We start from the raw sequence: 15,505 nt of genomic DNA, 5'->3' as shown, positions 1-15,505 counted from the left end.
TTTTTCCAGCAACCGCCCTTTCCATCCATCTTTGATAATGTTTCAACTGACTGCTTTTGAATATTGACATCTCTGGCTCACCGGAACAGGGTTGTGGAAACCCGAGGCACCCAGTACATGAAAACTATCTTATCCGTGGATGACGGCGAAGATGATGCTTACCTCCTTCACCGGGCTTTACAATATGTTCAAACGAAATGCAATCTGGAGAGCGTTCCCAGTGCAGCGGCGGCCATGGAATACCTTTCGGGTACCGGTCCCTTTGCTGATCGGTATGAACATCCGCTGCCTTCCATCATTTTGCTCGATATCAAAATGCCCGACACCAATGGCTTTGAGCTCCTCCGGTGGATTCGATCCAAACCCGAATTCAAGTCCATCCCCGTCATCATGCTCACCTGCTCAGAGGCCGCTGTTGATATCGAACATGCCTATGAAATAGGCGCGAACTCCTATTTGGTGAAGTCGCTCGATTTTCAAAACCTCAAGCAAGACCTTCCATTATTCATGCACTATTGGCTGGACCTAAATCAGACCCCCGAGTCAGACCAATGAAAACCGGGTGCATACCGTTCAACTCGGCACACAGTGAATAGTAGGCCGCAGAAAAGATTCCTTTTACCTGAGGCGCGCCGATGCGTTTAATAATTATATGGCGGTCTGCTGTAATTGTACGGGTACCGGTAATTATAGGGATATCTATAGGCCGGGGTATTATTCCAATAATGCCCGTTCCTTGAAGCCGAACCATAACCATAATAGGTATCATTTCCATACCCGCCTTGATCGTAAGATTCGGACGCGCAGCCAGCCACAGCCAGCAGCCCAAGTGCACACCCCAAAAACATGATGGATTTCATCGTTTTCATAGCTCATTGGTTCCATTTAGGGAGCACGATATTTGTAAGCCCAGTCGTCGGAATGATTTTCATATCCACGGTAGGCAGAGTTGAGACGATAGTCTGGCCAGTTCCTTTGTGGGGAAACAGGCTCCGTATAAACAGGGCGACCCTCATAAGACGTCTCTGCTGAATAAGCAGGAGTTGCCGGAGCAACGGGAGTTACGGGAGTTCCTGGATAAACAGTGGTCGAATAAGGCCCGGCTGTAAAAATTGTGGTTGTTTCGATAGGCATACCTCCCATGTCACTGCTATAAGTTGTACCGGCTGTGCCGGTGCCATAGGAAGTACCAGCCCCGGCAGCTCCACCTGCCTGCTGATGAGTAGAACTGCAACCTGCCAGAAGTACCAACCCAACCAAACCCGCCAAGCTAGAAACAAATTTCATAACACAATACTCCTTTTCATTAGGGTTTTGCACCCAAGTTCGAACTCAACCGGGCAAGGCTGATTGCCAGCTTCTTTGGCCGGTAAGGAACTTCAAAATTCGAAGTCCCTTAATTCAAATATTGTTGCAAACCAAGACACTGCTATAAGGAGTTTACCCCGTACACCCGTTTTGAACTGCCCGGTAATATCCGGTCAAATAAAAGATGTTGCTGCTGAATACGTTCTAAATTTCAGTCGTCGGACGTGCCATGCTTTCAAATTATAAAACTGCTTTCCGAATGGTTTCGGGATTGCTGTTTGCCGCGCTCACGCTCTCTTATTTTTCCCAAGATCTCCACGCAGCCGAGCCAGAAGCTGGCTTTACCTCCTTATTCGATGGCAAAACGTTGCAAGGCTGGAGTTACGTTCCAAGAATCAAAGCTCCCGGTCATTACCTGGCAGCGAATAACATCATCATCTGCCCCTCCAACACCTGGGGAGTATTGATGTCCGCCGGGGAATACTCGGATTTCGTGCTGCGATTGGATTACAAATTGGAAGCAGGCGGCAACAACGGCGTCCTCGTTCGCACCACGCTGCTGAGCACCAATAAGATGGATTCCGGCGTGGAAATCCAGATGCTCGACGACAAGGCGCCGAAACACGAACACCTCAAGCCTTACCAATACAACGGCTCCGTCTATGGCATCGTTCCCGCCCATGATGGTGCACCAAAGATCGATGAATGGAACACCGAAGAAATCACCTGCATCGGCCAACACTACAAAGTAGTGCTCAACGGCAAGGTGATTGTCGACGCGGACCTTACCGATCCGCAATACGAAGAAGGATTTAAGTCACATGCCGGAGCACATCATCTGCGTGGGCACATAGGTTTCATGGGGCACGGCGATTACTTTGAGTTTCGGAATATACGCATCAAGGAAATCGTCCCGGAAATGAAGAAGTGAGCCAGTTCCAGGCACATCCAATTCTGTTCGTTAGAATCATGGAGCTTTATATCTCCACGGAATCGTATCCCGTTCCTGTTCTTTGACGGTTTTGTCCTTTGGTATCTGATGAAAGCCACCTACCACGTAATCAATGGTTGCATCAAAGGAGGTGATGCGACGACTACCTTGAAATGGTGCCTCAAACATGAATTCCACGTAACCAATGAATGGAAGGTTGTGCTCGAAGAACTTGGGATCAGTCTGAACAATCCATTTCACCGCTGCTTCCTCATCACTACCCCAAGGCACGTCCAACCTGGAATAATCTGAAAGATGGGCGGAATAGGACTGCCGATCGCGTTGTGGCACTGTCAGATCGCCACTAAAGATGCGTTCGCTTGAATTAGTGCTCGCTGAAGAGTCCTGTTTCAACGCCTGCCAGGAAGACCAATGCTCAAAGTCCGCACTATACCGCGCGAAGACCCGTCCAGCAAAGGGCGTGAAGGTTTGGCCGTTATCCAGTTTGATGGACTTTGCTTCGGGCTTTATGACCACGTTAAGGCGGACAGAAGTCGGTGGCCGCCAGGAGAGGCCCACTCCCATCGGCTTGGTTTGAAGCCAGCCATCCACTGTCTCAGATGCTGGTCCATCAAATCCGAGTCCTTCAGGAGTCACTTTCAGTTTTGGAAACCAGTCAGCTTTGCTTTGTGCCTCTTCGAGTTTCGTTAGATCGATCGAGAGTCGATTGGAGCCTTGAACAGCGGCACCTGCTGGAATGCCTGCTACCAGGAAAACCAGAGCAGCTACCCAAGAAGACAAATGTCTCATATGCGGATTAGACGGTATTCTCACCCACATGCTCCGCTTGAGGGGCACAGGTGGCAATGAGTGCTTTCAAAAAGAATTCGAACACGATTAAATGGCTGCAGGATATGAATCGCCTCACATTGTGTATTTTGTTTGCAACGCTTGTGTTGGTTGTTGGCTGCACAACGACGAAAACAACACTTGATCCCTTGATAGGTTGGAAGGAATTAGCCTCGACAAATCGCAATGGATCGACCTTCTCTGGAGGAGATCAGCCCTTCGTTCCTAAATTGATCACTGACGACTATCAAGCGTTCATTCAGAAACTGCCAATTCGTAAGGATCCTTTTGGGTTTTGGAGATCATAGCGAGAGTTACTGGGATCGATAATATATCCTTCTTAGAGGACGGAACTGGTCAGCACGCTGTGAAGATTCATATACCACTGGATGGGACTTATTGGAATTATGTCATCTTTTACGATAGCGCCAACCAGAGGACAAGAGTGGTAAAATTTGCAAGCGGTAGGTATGCCTGCTGAAGCACAATATGATTATCACTCGATTCGCATTTTGCATTTTTTTGGCACTACTTATCTCCGGATGCGTTGCCCCAAGGCATGATACCGATCCATTGGCTGGGTGGCACCCTTGCCTGAGTGAGGAGCCTAACGTGGTGATTGCAAAGGATTACTGGGCCTACATCGAAAAACTTCCACCAGAAGAAAGTCGTTTGGTAACTCATTACGACATTTGGTTCTTCAAAAACTTTACTGGTCAACATGCCGTCCAAATAAAAATCCCATTAAACGGAACCTGGTGGGAGCATTTCCTTATTTATGATCAGGAAAACAAGAGAATAAGGGTGATAAAGCATGCGAGTGGTGGGTATGCCTCCTGAAACGCCATATGAATACTACTCGACTAGCATTTTGTATTTTTTTGGCAGTGATTATCTCAGGATGTGCGGCCTCAAGGCCTGATCCCAATCCATTGCAAGGCTGGAATTACTGCTTCAGCCGGAATCCTTTCCGCTCCAACAAAACGGTTTTGGATGATTATCATGACTACATCCAAAAGCTGCCACCCGAAGAGAGAAAGTTTGTTGGGATTATCAATTTCTTCGAAGACGGCACTGGGCAACACGCCGTCCAGATTGAAATCCCTTTAAACGGAACCTGGTGGGAGCATGATCTGATTTACGATAAGGAAAACAAGAGAGTAAAAGTGATAAAGCACCGAAATGGCAGGTATCAGAGCTGATATGTGAAAGCCAGCATCATGCCAAAGCACATTTTGATGTGCGCTGCTTAGATCACCCTGGCTAGAAATCGAGGAATATTTTATTTACTTCCCGGCTTCACGGCAGGCGTTCCGACCAGATCAGGCGGCAACTTGTCTGCTGGAAAAGCCTCCACCTGCAACGCCAGCAGACTGAACCTCGGCACCCCCACGTTCACCACGCCATTGGAGCGGTCCACCGCCATTGCTGCGCCCACCACTTCACCTTGATGTGCCCGGACAATATCAATGGTTTCCTGCACGCGACCGCCTTTGGTCACGACATCTTCCACCACCAGAATCTTTTCTCCCGGTGCAATCTTGAACCCGCGACGCAGCACCAGCTTGCCTTCTTCCTTTTCAACAAAGATAAACCGGGTCTTTAACTGCCGAGCCACTTCCTGCCCTAGCACCAGTCCACCCATCGCAGGCGAGATGACTGTCACTGCACCCAAATGTTTCACCTTGGCTGCCAGGGCTGCCCCGAGTCTTTCCACCGTCGGCATCTGTTGCAGCGCCAAGGCACACTGAAAGAACTGCCGGCTGTGCAATCCGCTGCGCAGGACAAAATGTCCTTCCAATAATGCACCGGTATCCCGAAAAACCTGCAAGACTTCCTGTTCTGTCATGCCGTGATTCTAAGTTCCCCGTTCAAAGTTCAAAGTTCAAAGTTTCTGGTTCCACCCGGAGCGTCCGCCCTTTATAACATTCACCATGCCCAAATGGGTTAAATTCATCCTCGCGATTCTGCTGTTGCCGCTCTGTTACGGCGCGGGGCAGGCGCTTTGGATGGTGCTCCGTGCCAGTGGGCACGCTACGAATTTCTGGATCGCCTTTACAGCCGGGGTCGGTTGTTGGGTGGTGATCTACCTGCTCTTGCCCAAGCCGATGCTGGTCTATGTGTTTGGCCATGAATTGACTCATGCGCTGTGGGCATGGTTGTTTGGCGGAAAGGTAAAAAAGTTCAAGGCATCGTCCAATGGCGGGCATGTCGTGGTGACCAAAACCAACTTTTTGATCTGCCTGGCCCCTTATTTCTTTCCTCTATACGTCGCGCTCGTGGTGCTGTTTTTTGGCATCGGGCATCTCATCTGGAATTGGAAACCTTATCTTCTCTGGTTTCACCTGCTGCTCGGGTCGGCGTATGCCTTTCATCTCACCCTGACCTGGCACATCCTTAAGACCGAGCAGTCCGACATCACCTCGCAAGGTTACCTGTTTTCCAGCGTGATTATCTTTCTCGGAAATATCAGCATCCTGCTGGTGGGATTGCCATTGTTGGCGGCGAAGGTGGACTTGATTACTGCCTTCGGCTGGTGGGGTAAAAGCACCTGGGAGGTGCTTTTACGATTAAAAGGCATGGTGTAATAAGCTCGATCAACTTATGAACCTGCGCGATTTTTTTGGACCGGATAAGTTCCTGCCGGATTTGCAGGCGGCGAATCGATGGGAGGTCATCGATGAGTTGATCAGTCATCTCGTGGTTACGAACCAGATAAAGCCTGAGCATCGCGAGGTCCTTACTGCAGCGGTAAAGGAGCGGGAGATCGCGATGAGCACGGGAATTGGTTTCGGCATCGGCCTGCCCCACGCCTTGAGCGATCTGGTGGATGACGTGGTTGCGGTTTGCGGTCAGTCGAAGCAGGGGATTGATTATAATGCTCCGGACAACCAGCCGGTAAAATGCGTCGTCCTCTTTTTATCTCCCCGCCGGCAGCAGGAGCAACACACTCGTTTCCTCGCGGACCTGGCGAAAGCACTTCACAAAAGAGATTCCTGACTTGAGGCCCGAGAGTTCTCGCCTGGCAAAGTCTCCCATCCGGCTTGACCATTGAGGTTATCGCTTCCTACGTAACCAGTGGAATATTACCAGCGAGTGTGCCATGGTTAGCTGCAAGGCTGGACCAATTGACCGCATTGGATGGTGGGAAAGAGTGTACATTAAAGTTGTCTTACGGTTGAAAAGCATGCTGTCAGGAAATTACTGACAGCTGCATCCGTACTCTGCGCTTCATAGGCAATTACTATTTACTCTTGAATTGCCCGCCCACTTCAGGCGAAATGTACAGGCTGTATCGACGCTATGAACCTTGGCGACATTCTCGGGTCGGATAATATTTTGCCGGATTTGCAGGCTACGAATCGATGGGAAGCCATCGATGAGCTGATCGACAACCTCGTTGCCACAAATAAAATCAAGCCCGAGAACCGGGACGCCATCGCGGCGGTGGTAAAAAAACGGGAGACCTCGATGAGTACCGGCATCGGGTTTGGCATCGGAATCCCCCATGCCTCCACCGACCTGATTTACGAGGTGGTCGGGGCTTTCGGGCGATCGAAGAGAGGGGTTAACTTCGATGCACTTGATAACCAGCCGGTAAACCTCGTCATGCTCTTCCTCGTTCCCCAAGGCCAATTTCAGAAACACCTTCACACCCTCGCCAACATCGCCAAGCTCCTCCACAAGAAAGAATTTCGTCAGGCTCTCGAAGAAGCTCCCAATGCCGAAGCCATGTACAAAATCATCAAGGAATACGGTGGGAAGTAGTTCTGGAAGGAATTCGACTTTAGGATTTCGCGAAACTGGTCTTCTGCTTTAATTTATCGGTGAGGTTACAACTCTGTGTTGCCCCATAAATCCATAGAATCTCGTTTGCAACAGGCAGTCACCGCGGTTCTGCCCGGTGCGGATGTCTCCAGCGTCCTGGTTCGCCCCTGTCCTGATCCCAAGTTCGGCGATTACCAGAGCAACGCCCTCATGAGTCTGGCCAAGGAGCGGAAAATGAACCCGCGCCAACTCGCCACCGACGTTCTGGCCAAACTGGATGTAAATGATATCTGTGAAAAGGTCGAGATTGCCGGTGCCGGCTTCCTGAACTTCAGGTTGAAGAACTCCGCCCTGGCTGCAACGCTTCAATCCGCCGTGCGCGGTGAGCATCTATTTTTCGAGAAGGCCAGCCATCCGCGCACGATTGTCATCGACTTCAGCTCGCCCAACATCGCCAAGCCGATGCATGTCGGCCACATCCGTTCCACCATCCTCGGCGATTCCCTGGCCCGCACATTCCGGCTCCTCGGTCACAAGGTCATCACGGACAATCATATTGGCGACTGGGGCACACAATTCGGTAAGTTGCTGGTGGGGTGGAAGACGCAACTCAATGCAGAAAACTTGCTCGCCGATCCCATTGGTGAGATGGAACGACTTTACAAGACAGTTAATTCGGCCAGCGAGAAAGATCCGGCTGTTCTGGAACAAGCTCGCCAGGAACTGGTCAAACTGCAAAACGGCGACAAGGAAAACCTCGGCATCTGGGAGGAGATGATCAAGCTCTCCGAAATCCAGTTCAAAACCATTTACGACCGCCTCGGCATTCAATTCGATTACACGCTGGGCGAGAGCTTCTATAATCCACGGCTCAAGGGCGTGGTGGAGGAACTCACAAATAAAGGCATCGCACGGGAAAGCGAAGGTGCCATGGCTGTCTTCTCGGATGGCTCACTGCTCTCAGAAACAGGATCCTTTTCTCAAACAGGAAGATGGCGAGTGGAAGCCGAATCCGGCTCTCATCCAAAAGAGCGACGGTGCCGCAAACTACGCCACGACCGATCTCGCAACCCTCGCTTACCGCCTGGAAACCTGGAATCCAGCGGAGATTGCTTACGTCACCGGTGGCCCCCAGCAACTCCACTTTCAGCAAATTTTTGCGATCTTCCGCCGTTGGCATCCGGAAGCGCCGGTCAAACTGGCTCACGTCTGGTTCGGTTCCATTCTCGGTGAAGACGGCAAGCCCTTCAAAACCCGTTCCGGCGAAACTGTCAAACTCGCGGACCTCCTTGATGAAGCGGAGGAACGCGCTTACAAGGTGGTGAGCGACAAAGCCACCGAACGTGAAACCACTGTCCCCGAGGAACAGAAGCGGGAAATTGCCAGGGTGGTTGGCCTCGGCGCCCTTAAATACGCCGACCTGCTCCCCAACCGCCAAAGTGATTACGTATTTAGCTGGGACAGGATGCTTGCGTTGAATGGTAACACTGCTCCGTATTTGCAGTATGCTTACGCACGCATCCGCAGCATTTTCCGCCGTGGCGGAATTGAAAATGAAGCGAGTGGCTGGAGCGGAACCATCTCCCTGACCGCTCCGGATGAAATTATTCTATCCAAGCACCTGCTGAACTTCAGTTTGGTCCTGGAGGGTGTTGCCGAAGAATACCGCCCTAATTATCTCTGCAATTATCTCTACGAATTGTCCGGCCACTTTGCCCGGTTCTACGAAAACTGCCCCGTCCTCAAATCTGAACCCGCCGAACGCGCCAGCCGCCTGCTGCTGTGCGACCTCACCGCCCGCGTTCTAAAGCAAGGTCTCGAAATTCTAGGAATAGAAGTTCTGGAGCAGATGTAGGCCGAAGATGCGTTGTTCAACTTCGCCTTCAACTGAATAGATTAAACCAGTTTGGACGCTTTCTCTCAGTCGATTTCTCTGGACCTCCTCAACTATGGCCTTTTTTGAGATTTCCTTCCTCGGCATACAACATGCTTCTCGTTTCCAAGTTTCAAGTGCCGTTGCTCAAATGTAACATGTTGTGCAGTTGCTTTTTTAGAGTCGTCGAGAGTAGCATCCGCATTCGGCAGAAGAGATAATCCGTTTAACTATGAAAAAACTATTGGTCCTTTTATCCGCTTCGGGAGTGGCGGCTTTAAGTGCACAGGCTCAAGTTTCGCTTACAGGTTCTCCTTACACCCAGAATTTCGATACCTTGGCCAATAGCGGCACAGCCAATACGTGGACGGATAATACTACTATTGCTGGGTGGTATGCCGGCACTTCGGGCACTTTTTCTGGAACCTACCGGGCTGATATAGGGTCAAGCACAACTGGCGCTATCTACAGTTATGGCAGTTCTGCTGCAACAGATCGTGCCCTCGGTTCCGTTGCTTCAGGTACTACTGGTACGCTGGCCTATGGTGTTCGGTTGCAAAATAATACCGGAGGCATGATCGGTAACCTCAATCTTTCCTATACTGGCGAGCAATGGCGCAACGGTGGCAATGCCACCGCTCAGACTTTATCGCTCACCTATCGCATCAGCAGCGGCCCCATTACCAGTTCCGATGCTGCCGGCACTCAGTCTTGGACATCCTACGCCTCCTTGAATTTTACGAGCCCCACCACTGGGGCAACTGCCGCAGCCTTGGACGGCAATAATGCCGCCAATCACACTTTCATTAGTGCCACTCTTACCGGAATCACCCTGAATGCTGGCGATGAGATCTTTTTTCGCTGGGTGGACCTCAATGATGCAGGCAACGACCATGGGTTAGCCGTCGATGATTTCACGCTCTCATACGATCCAGTTGCCGTGCCTGAACCCTCCACCTTCGCGCTGCTGGGCGTGGGTGCCATGGCTGGGATGTTCGTTCTCGTGCGTCGAAAAAAATAACTTTCCCATCAAACCTACATAACGCGCAGGCCTTCCTGCGTGTTTTTTATTTCGAGCTCCCAGGATTTTACCCCACAGCACTTCAACAATAAAAAAGCCGCGCTTTGCAGCACGGCTCTTTTTGAAAATATTGAACTCCCGCCTTAGCTCAAACGCATCGGCATGACCACATACAGAAATGGTCCGTTGATCTTCACCACGCCCGGGCTCAGTTCATCGATCAATTCCAGGAAAATTTCGTCGTTGCTCAACGCATTCAGCGGATCAATGACGTATTTCGGATTGAATGCGATCGCCATCTCCTTGCCTTTGTAATTGATCGCCAGACTCTCGCGGGCCTCACCAACTTCAGGAGAATTGGCGGTAATGGCCAGGTTGTTCTTCGAGAAAGTCAGCTTCACCGAGTTCGACTTCTCGCTGGTCATGATTTCAGCGCGCTTCAACGCATGCAGAAATTCTTCCCGAACCAAAGCGATCCGTTCCTTGGCCTCTCCCGGAATGACCTGGCGATAATTCGGATAATTTCCTTCAATTAGCTTGCTGATAATCAGGATCGAGAAGCCTTTTTCATCCTTTAACGTAAACGCAGCCTGGTTTTCAGAATAGCGAATCTCCACCTCACCTTTATCGGTCAACAGGCGGTTCAATTCATTCACGGCTTTCGCGGGAACAATAAATTCTCCCTGGCTTTTTTCAGTGACATCCACTTCTTCATCCACCAAGGCCAGCCGGCGGCCATCAGTTGCCACCATGGTCAGCTTGTGTTCCTTCAGGCTGATAAAAATACCGTTGAGCACGTAACGCGATTCATCCGTGGAAATGGCGAAGGAAGTCTTTTTCATCATCCCTTTCACCTTTTCCTGTGGCAGGGTGACTTTCTTATCTTCCTTGAACTTGGGCAATGGAGGAAATTCATCGGCGCTGAGACCATTAATCTTATAAAAAGAAGATCCCGACCGGATGCTGCAGGTGTTTTTCTCATCCACCTCGATTTCGATCTCCGGGTTGTTCAGCTCGCGCACGATGCCGAACAGTTTCTTCACTGGCACCGTAGTCGCTCCACCTTCCTTCACAGCGGCTTCAACGCCGCAGGAGATGGTGACGTCCAGATCGGTGGCTGTGAACTCAAGGCGGTTGCCTTCCGCGCGAATAAGCACGTTGGAAAGAATCGGTAACGTCGTCCGCGTGCTGACGACATTCTGTACGGCTTGCAGCCCGTTGATGAGTTGCTCTTTTGAAATGGTCAGATTCATGCGGCCTTTAATAGGTATCTTCTTTTTCTAAAAAACGTCTTATTATTAAGGGTTGTGAATAAGGCAAACAACCCTCAGTGTCAAGGTCACTACAACAACTTACAAAAAAACCGGGCACCCGGGTATCGGCACGAATTTAAAACCAAGAAACCCAACAACTTGGAGTTATTCACACTGTGCACATCTTCTTCACACGAAACCCCAGCCCTATTGGGGACGTTGTGCCCGTTTAATCACTTGCGGTACAATCCGCTCGGCGTACTCCACTTCGCCCATCGTGCTCTCGCGGCCAAGCGAGAAGCGAACCAGGGAATTTGCCAGATTCCGATCCACTCCCAGCCCGACAATCACATGTGAGGGTTCAATGGACCCCGCCGAACACGCCGAACCGCTGGAAGCGCAAATGCCTTCCAAATCCAATCCCGCCAGCAACGCGATACTATCCGAACCTTCCACAAGGAAAGCAACGGTATTCACCAGTCGTTTATCACGTGGTCCTACTAATTGGACTCGTGGCATGGAATCAACCAGGGTGATCAATCTTTCAGTGAGCGGCAGCAACTTTTCCCGCGAAAATATCGGATTCGACACAAAGCGCTCCATGGCCTCCACCAAACCGATGATTGCCGCCATGTTTTCAGTGCCAGCGCGACGCTCATTCTCATGCCCGCCACCGAACAGGATTGGGTCCGGATGAAGCGGCGATTTGATATAGAGTGCTCCCGCACCTTTTGGCCCATGGAACTTGTGCGCGCAAATGGAAACCAGGTCGGCATTGAACTGGTGAATGTTCGCAAATGGCTCCTTGCCGAACCATTGCACGGCATCGGTATGGAATAAAACACCACGCTCCCGGCAAATCGCACCTAATTCAGCTACTGGCTGCACGGTGCCAATCTCATTGTTGGCGGCCATCAGGGTGACCAGGATGGTGTCGGGTCGGATCGCCTTCTTCAAATCCTCGGGATGAATGAACCCTTCCCGGTCTACTGGCAGGCGGGTGATCTCGAATCCTTCCTTCTTTTCCAAATAATCAACACAATGCAGCACGGCATGATGTTCAATTACCGAGGTGATGATATGCCGTCCCTTTGACTTTAACAGCCGTGCCGTTCCAAAAATCGCCAGGTTATCGGCCTCCGTGCCACCGCTGGTAAAAATAATCTCACTCGGCTTTGCCCCGAGCACCTTGGCCACCCGATCATGCGCCTCATCCAGAATGGACCGCGCTTTCCGCCCGACATGGTGCACACTGCTGGGATTGCCATAAATTCCATCCAAAAACGGCAGCATCGCCTCCCGCACCTGCGGATCGAGCGGTGTTGTGGCGTTGTAATCAAAATAAACCGTGCGCACAGGAGCATTTTAACCGCAAAACCTGGAACTTCGAGCCTTAAACTCAGAAGCAGCTTGATTGTCTTTCGTCGGACAACCACAAAGGCGGTTTTCATTGTTTGGAGCGGTATAAACCCCATTTTCATCGAAGCCCGTTCCGCCCATGCTGGCGGTGTAACAGTTGTATGAACGCATGGATGAATTATCGCTCACGAGTAAAAGGCGCTTTGCGGCCTGTTTCATGCGCTACCATTTCAAAACAACCAGGACTCAACCAAAGGAAGTAATATGAATACCCAAAACGGTCTGAAAGAAAACATGGAAGACATGATGGATGACGCCAGCACCTTGCTTAATCATACCGATGACATGACAGACGACAGCATGGTTCAAGCTCGCAAGCAACTCGCCGAAGCAATGGAACAGGTCCGCAATGCCTATGAAGTCGTCCAAAAGAAGGCAGTGGAGGGGGCCAAGGCTACCGATAAAGCGATTCGCAACAATCCCTATGCGGCCATCGGCATCGCAGCCGGCGTCGGTGTACTGATCGGTTACCTGATCAGCCGCCGCAAATAACTCGCGGCACCGGACAAGCATCTGAGGTTTGTTGTTGCCAGCATTTCGAGAGAATTCATCTCTGGACTGCTGGCATTTTGCTTTGGAAAGGTGGCGTAAGGTTTCCACCCCACAGGTGAATATTTTGCATCCCATATTTGCCGCGTTAGTGTGAGGGACGATTGGTGCTTGGATTTCGAGTTCCATCGCAAACAAAAGGAGGGGATGTGAAAAGTCTTAAAAGGCCCGGTGTTCTGACCGGTTTGCTTGTCGGCCTGATGCTTACGCTGGCAATTACGGTGATTTTTTATGTGGGATGGAAAGTGTTGGGATTGCCTTTTGTTCCCTTCGACATTTTCGATTGGATGACACGCGTGTTGCCTGGGCAGGTTATCGCCTCGGGCATCGATGCCATGGTGAAGGTGATCCGCTCCTTGAATCTGGGCCCGACTGCGACGACGGCCAAACTGGCTGAGCAAGGAATGGCAGTCGGAGGCATGCTGTTCGCAGGCGCGATCGTTGGAGCGATATTTTTCGCTGTCGAACGCGCATTGCACGGGCGCAATGCCTCTGTTGCAGGACCTGTCTTCGGATTGGCAGCAGGCATTCCCATCATGCTGCTCAGTCTGCACCTGAACAAAGCGCCCGAAATTCCGCCTTGGATCAGTGCCATCTGGATTTTGCTCGTATTCCTGGCGTGGGGAGTTGCCATCGCCCGGGCAAATCAACGACTCTTTGCCACGGCTCACATAACCGAAGACTCTGCTGAGCAAGCGTTGGTGAAGCGCATTGATCGGCGTCGATTCCTCGTTCGATTAGGTGGCGCCACTGCTTTGATTACCGTGACCGGCGCAATGGTGGGCAGACTCTCCCGGACTGGTGCGAGACAATCCGCGGTGCAGAGGGAATCACTCTGGTCCTCCAATCATCCTTTACCCAATGCCGATGCTGAAGTGAAATCAGTGCCCGGCACACGACCGGAATTTACGCCACTGGAAAGGCATTACCGGATTGATATCAACACGACACCTCCTACCATCGACGAGTCTCAATGGCGGTTGAAAATAAAAGGTCTCATGGAAAAGCCGCTGGAGTTGACACTGAACGAAATTCGCAGTTACGAGCCAATGCATCAGTTCATCACTCTGGCCTGCATCTCCAATCCTGTCGGTGGCGATTTGATCGGAACAACCCGCTGGACAGGAGTCAGCCTGCAAAAATTATTGCCGACCTGGCAACTCAGGCCCAATGCCACGCATCTTAAAATCCACGGAGCGGATGGATTTTATGAAGTAGTTTCATTGGAAACCATCAAAGCGGATGAACGCGTGATGCTCGCCTACGCATGGGATGGCGTGCCGCTGCTGGCCGAACATGGATTTCCATTGCGCATTTACGTTCCCAACACCTACGGCATGAAGCTGCCCAAATGGATTGAGTCCATCGAGGCGATTGATCACTGGGAGCCGGGATATTGGGTGACTCGCGGTTGGGACAAGGCCGCGCAGATGAAGGCGACTTCGGTGATTGATACCGTTGGTGTGAACATGAATATCGTAGGAGCGGATGCGCGGACGGTTGTTCCCATTGGCGGAATTGCACACGCAGGTTCGCGTGGAATCTCGAAAGTCGAAGTGCAAGTGGATGACGGACCATGGCAGGAGGCCGCGCTCCGCAAACCACTTTCCAAATTAACCTGGGTCATCTGGCGTTATGAGTGGCCCTTCCAAAGAGGCAAACATACCTTCACCGTGCGCTGCTTCGATGGCACCGGGGCGATGCAGAGCCCCATACCAACTCCCATGGAACCCGATGGGGCAGCCGGATTGCACAGCAAAACCCAGATGTTTTGAAGCGTCGGCAGGAGCGAAGACAGTTTAAGCAAACCTATCGTCTTTAAAAGGATCAGCAGTATTGGAATAACCGCGCAGCTCCCAAAAACCAAGGATGTCCCGGTCCAAAAATGTGATTTCGCGAATGAACTTGGCTCCCTTCCAGGCATAACGTTTGGGAATTATTATCCGCGCCGGACCGCCATGTTCGCGCGTCAGCGGCTTGCCATTCCAGGAATGCGCGATCATCACATCATCATCCATGCAGACATCGAGCGGATTGTTGGTGGAATAGCCGTCGTAACTTTTGAAATAGACATGTGTCGCCTCCGGCTTCGGCTTCACCAAATCGGCAATCGTAAAGAATGCCACGCCTTCAAATTCCATATCGAACTGACTCCAGGTGGTGACACAATGAAAGTCACTCACATCCTTGAACTGCGGGAGTGCCATGAATTGCTCCCAGTTCAAAGTCACCGGATTCTCCACCTTCCCGCCGATCTTGAGCTCCCATTTATCGAGCGGAATTTCCGGTCGAATGCCCAAGTCCAGCACCGGAAAGTTGTGCACCTCGCGTTGACCCGGCGGCAACCGGTCCTCTGAGCGCACCACCCGCTTTTCCTTCCCCGCCATCTTTCGCGCCCAGCGTTCCTTTGCTGCTATGTATTGTTCTTTCATACCCGTCCAACCTAGCCGATCTCTGGAGTTCCGCGAGCAGCGTGCCAAAAACGAAGAACTGAAACTAGTCGGGCTTCCTCTGAAACCTCGAAAATGATGCGA

Annotated in this window: 17 protein-coding genes and 1 pseudogene; 11 read left to right on the top strand and 7 right to left on the bottom strand. The window is 51.2% G+C overall.

Annotated elements, in window-relative coordinates:
- The first annotated feature begins 117 nt into the window (after positions 1 to 117).
- A complete protein-coding gene (locus tag CFLAV_RS08080; RefSeq protein ID WP_007414182.1) occupies positions 118 to 555 on the top strand; it encodes a response regulator in 438 nt (145 codons plus the stop codon).
- Positions 556 to 641: 86 nt separating this feature from the next.
- Here CFLAV_RS08080 and CFLAV_RS08075 read toward each other — a convergent pair whose 3' ends face one another.
- Both CFLAV_RS08075 and CFLAV_RS08070 read right to left on the bottom strand, forming a co-directional pair.
- The gene (locus CFLAV_RS08075; RefSeq protein WP_007414181.1) at positions 642 to 869 is read right to left on the bottom strand and encodes a hypothetical protein; all 228 of its coding nucleotides are present in this window, start codon (positions 867 to 869) and stop codon (positions 642 to 644) included.
- 16 nt (positions 870 to 885) lie between these two features.
- Positions 886 to 1,287 carry a hypothetical protein gene (locus tag CFLAV_RS08070; protein ID WP_007414180.1) on the bottom strand — a complete coding sequence of 134 codons (402 nt, stop codon included), beginning with the start codon at positions 1,285 to 1,287 and terminating at the stop codon, positions 886 to 888.
- A 250-nt stretch (positions 1,288 to 1,537) separates the two neighbouring features.
- On the opposite strand from CFLAV_RS08070, the gene CFLAV_RS08065 reads away from it, so the two are divergent.
- Positions 1,538 to 2,239 carry a 3-keto-disaccharide hydrolase gene (locus CFLAV_RS08065; RefSeq protein WP_007414179.1) on the top strand — a complete coding sequence of 234 codons (702 nt, stop codon included), beginning with the start codon at positions 1,538 to 1,540 and terminating at the stop codon, positions 2,237 to 2,239.
- 36 nt (positions 2,240 to 2,275) lie between these two features.
- Here CFLAV_RS08065 and CFLAV_RS08060 read toward each other — a convergent pair whose 3' ends face one another.
- Positions 2,276 to 3,049 (bottom strand): hypothetical protein, encoded by a 774-nt coding sequence (locus CFLAV_RS08060; RefSeq protein ID WP_007414178.1) that lies wholly within the window; start codon positions 3,047 to 3,049, stop codon positions 2,276 to 2,278.
- 926 nt (positions 3,050 to 3,975) lie between these two features.
- On the opposite strand from CFLAV_RS08060, the gene CFLAV_RS08045 reads away from it, so the two are divergent.
- Complete coding sequence (locus tag CFLAV_RS08045) at positions 3,976 to 4,290, top strand: hypothetical protein (protein WP_237712383.1); 315 nt, start codon at positions 3,976 to 3,978, stop codon at positions 4,288 to 4,290.
- 80 nt (positions 4,291 to 4,370) lie between these two features.
- Here CFLAV_RS08045 and pyrE read toward each other — a convergent pair whose 3' ends face one another.
- Positions 4,371 to 4,937 carry an orotate phosphoribosyltransferase gene (gene pyrE, locus CFLAV_RS08040; RefSeq protein WP_007414174.1) on the bottom strand — a complete coding sequence of 189 codons (567 nt, stop codon included), beginning with the start codon at positions 4,935 to 4,937 and terminating at the stop codon, positions 4,371 to 4,373.
- 85 nt (positions 4,938 to 5,022) lie between these two features.
- On the opposite strand from pyrE, the gene CFLAV_RS08035 reads away from it, so the two are divergent.
- From CFLAV_RS08035 to CFLAV_RS08015, 6 genes and pseudogenes are all read left to right on the top strand, one after another.
- Positions 5,023 to 5,676, top strand: a complete 654-nt coding sequence (locus CFLAV_RS08035; protein ID WP_007414173.1) for a M50 family metallopeptidase — start codon at positions 5,023 to 5,025, stop codon at positions 5,674 to 5,676.
- A gap of 16 nt (positions 5,677 to 5,692) precedes the next feature.
- Positions 5,693 to 6,088, top strand: a complete 396-nt coding sequence (locus CFLAV_RS08030; protein WP_007414172.1) for a PTS sugar transporter subunit IIA — start codon at positions 5,693 to 5,695, stop codon at positions 6,086 to 6,088.
- 303 nt (positions 6,089 to 6,391) lie between these two features.
- A complete protein-coding gene (locus CFLAV_RS08025) occupies positions 6,392 to 6,856 on the top strand; it encodes a PTS sugar transporter subunit IIA (protein WP_007414171.1) in 465 nt (154 codons plus the stop codon).
- 75 nt (positions 6,857 to 6,931) lie between these two features.
- Positions 6,932 to 7,744 (top strand): annotated as a pseudogene (gene argS / locus CFLAV_RS36875) (arginine--tRNA ligase domain-containing protein); the annotation flags it as partial.
- A gap of 58 nt (positions 7,745 to 7,802) precedes the next feature.
- A complete protein-coding gene (gene argS / locus CFLAV_RS36870; RefSeq protein ID WP_007414168.1) occupies positions 7,803 to 8,711 on the top strand; it encodes an arginine--tRNA ligase in 909 nt (302 codons plus the stop codon).
- A gap of 250 nt (positions 8,712 to 8,961) precedes the next feature.
- Positions 8,962 to 9,750, top strand: coding sequence for a PEP-CTERM sorting domain-containing protein (locus tag CFLAV_RS08015; RefSeq protein ID WP_007414166.1), 789 nt, complete (start codon positions 8,962 to 8,964; stop codon positions 9,748 to 9,750).
- Between the two features lie 143 nt (positions 9,751 to 9,893).
- Here the strand turns inward: CFLAV_RS08015 and dnaN are convergent, their stop codons facing one another.
- Together dnaN and CFLAV_RS08005 are read right to left on the bottom strand one after the other, a co-directional pair.
- Entirely contained in the window at positions 9,894 to 11,003 is a 1,110-nt protein-coding gene (gene dnaN / locus CFLAV_RS08010; RefSeq protein WP_007414165.1) for a DNA polymerase III subunit beta, read from the bottom strand.
- A 207-nt stretch (positions 11,004 to 11,210) separates the two neighbouring features.
- Positions 11,211 to 12,359 (bottom strand): cysteine desulfurase family protein, encoded by a 1,149-nt coding sequence (locus CFLAV_RS08005; protein ID WP_007414164.1) that lies wholly within the window; start codon positions 12,357 to 12,359, stop codon positions 11,211 to 11,213.
- Positions 12,360 to 12,626: 267 nt separating this feature from the next.
- Here CFLAV_RS08005 and CFLAV_RS07995 point away from each other — a divergent pair, with 267 nt between their 5' ends.
- Positions 12,627 to 12,914 (top strand): ElaB/YgaM/YqjD family protein, encoded by a 288-nt coding sequence (locus CFLAV_RS07995; protein ID WP_007414162.1) that lies wholly within the window; start codon positions 12,627 to 12,629, stop codon positions 12,912 to 12,914.
- Between the two features lie 206 nt (positions 12,915 to 13,120).
- Complete coding sequence (locus CFLAV_RS07990) at positions 13,121 to 14,746, top strand: molybdopterin-dependent oxidoreductase (RefSeq protein ID WP_007414161.1); 1,626 nt, start codon at positions 13,121 to 13,123, stop codon at positions 14,744 to 14,746.
- A 24-nt stretch (positions 14,747 to 14,770) separates the two neighbouring features.
- Here CFLAV_RS07990 and CFLAV_RS07985 read toward each other — a convergent pair whose 3' ends face one another.
- On the bottom strand, positions 14,771 to 15,403 hold the full coding sequence (locus CFLAV_RS07985; RefSeq protein ID WP_007414160.1) for a sulfite oxidase-like oxidoreductase: 633 nt from the start codon (positions 15,401 to 15,403) through the stop codon (positions 14,771 to 14,773).
- Between the last annotated feature and the right edge of the window lie 102 nt (positions 15,404 to 15,505).

The organism is Pedosphaera parvula Ellin514, from assembly GCF_000172555.1.
Classification (GTDB): Bacteria; Verrucomicrobiota; Verrucomicrobiia; order Limisphaerales; family Pedosphaeraceae; genus Pedosphaera.
The sequence above is the reverse complement of the archived record's forward strand: the minus strand, read 5'-3'. Positions and strand labels throughout refer to the sequence as shown.